Raw genomic sequence first — 2,119 nt, forward strand, 5'->3', positions numbered from 1 at the left:
CGATGGTTTCCTAACTGATAATCCTGTAGAAGATACTGATGGTGATGGTGATCCAACCAACGATGATGATGATATGGATGGCACACCTAACTACCTTGAAGTGTTTGATCCTGCAATGGTCTTAGTTAAAGATGGTGTATATGAGGATACAAATATGGATGGTTTAGTAAACCTAGGTGACTCTATATTATATACGTTTACAGTTACTAATACAGGAAACACAGTTCTTAGTGGTTTAACAATTGATGATGCAACTATTGGAGCTATGGCATTAGCTGTTACTCCAGATCCGTTGCTTCCAGGTAGTGTTGCTACAGTGAATTATACTTATGCTTTAACTCAGCCTGATATTAATTTAGGTGGAGTTACTAACAGTGCAATAGTAAATGCAACAGATGATGGTTCAGGTGATCCGTTATCAGATGTGTCTGATTCTGCAAATCCAATTGATGAAGACAATGATATGGATGGTGATTTAACAAATGATCCAACTATAACACCATTAACTCCTACGGCTGAAATTACTCTAGTTAAAACCGGAGTATATGTTGATGTTAATATGAACGGAATGGTTGATGTAAATGATATGATTACATATACATTCACTGTGACTAATTCTGGTACGATTCAAGTAAATTCATTAGTTGTTAATGATGCAACTGTAGGTGCGGTTAATCTCGCTGTTTCTCCAGCAATTCTAAACCCAAGTGAAATGGGTGTAGCAACATTTGATTATACTCTTACACAGGCTGATATTGATAATGGTACAGTTGTAAACACAGCTACAGCTTCTGGTTTTGATTCAATAGGTGATCCGGTAAGTGATATTTCTGATTCAGGTAATCCTGCTGATGAAACAGGTGCTCCAGATGATGATACAACTACAACTCTTCCAGTTGAAGATAGTATGTCTTTAACTAAAACGGCTCTCTATACAGATGTAAACGGTGATGGTATCGTTAATTTAGGAGATACGGTTACTTATGACTTTGAGGTAACTAATACAGGAGATGCGACAATTGATAGCATAGTAATTGACGATGCTGTTATTGGAGTTGTTGCGCTTGCTTTAACACCTGATACTTTAGCTCCTGGAGCTATGGGGACTTCACAAATAATTTATCCTATAACAGCTTTTGATATTGCTGCAGGACAGATCGATAACAGTGCAACGGTTACGGGAGATGATCCTCAAGATAATCCAGTTACTGATACTTCAGATGATCCTATGGATGGGGCAAATATTGATCCTAATGGTGATGGTGAGCCTGATGATAGAACGGTTATTGATTTAAGTGAACCTAATCTCGCTTTCGCGAAAGCAGATTCATATACAGATACAAATGGAAATGGAGTTGTAGACGCTGGAGACATGTTAACTTACACGTTTACGGTTACAAATACAGGAAATACAGTTGTATCTAATCTTACTATAGATGATACAGTTATAGGAGTTACAAATTTACCAGTGACGCCAGCAAATTTGAATCCTGGTCAAATTGGTACAGCAACTTCTATGTATATGATCACACAGGCAGATGTTGATGCAGGAAATGTTACCAACTCAGCAATTGTGACTGGTGATACTATTGATAGTAACGGAGATCCGTTACCACCTGTAACTGATGTTTCTGATGATCCAGCAGATCCTGCCGATCTTGATACTGATATGGATGGTGATGCAGAGGACCCTACAGTATTTGTGATAACTCCACTTTCTGAAATTGAATTAACTAAAGTTGGTTTATATGTAGATGTGAATATGGATGGTGTTATAAATGTTGGTGATAGAATTGACTATACGTTTACTGTTAACAATACAGGTAATTTAGTTGTTTCAGGAACCGTTATTGATGATACTACAATTGGCGTAACAGGACTCCTTGTTACACCAGACCCTATTGATCCAGGAATGTCAGGTACTGCAACTTCATCATACGTGTTCACTCAAATGGATATTGACAACGGTGGTGTTACCAATACTGCGATAGCAATGGGAACTACTATTGACGGACCAGTAAGCGATACGTCAGATAGTGAGAATCCAGCTGATGAGGATAACGATATGGATGGTGATACGACGAATGATCCAACGATCACACCGTTAACACCAAACGAT

The 2,119-nt window shown here is 38.2% G+C and carries 1 protein-coding gene; it reads left to right on the forward strand.

The window, feature by feature from the left end; genetic code table 11:
- A partial coding sequence (locus IL45_RS14560) for a DUF7507 domain-containing protein (RefSeq protein ID WP_200875763.1) occupies positions 1-2,119 on the forward strand: 2,119 nt, incomplete at both ends.

It is taken from the genome of Nonlabens ulvanivorans, from assembly GCF_000732625.1.
Classification (GTDB): domain Bacteria; phylum Bacteroidota; class Bacteroidia; order Flavobacteriales; family Flavobacteriaceae; genus Nonlabens; species Nonlabens ulvanivorans.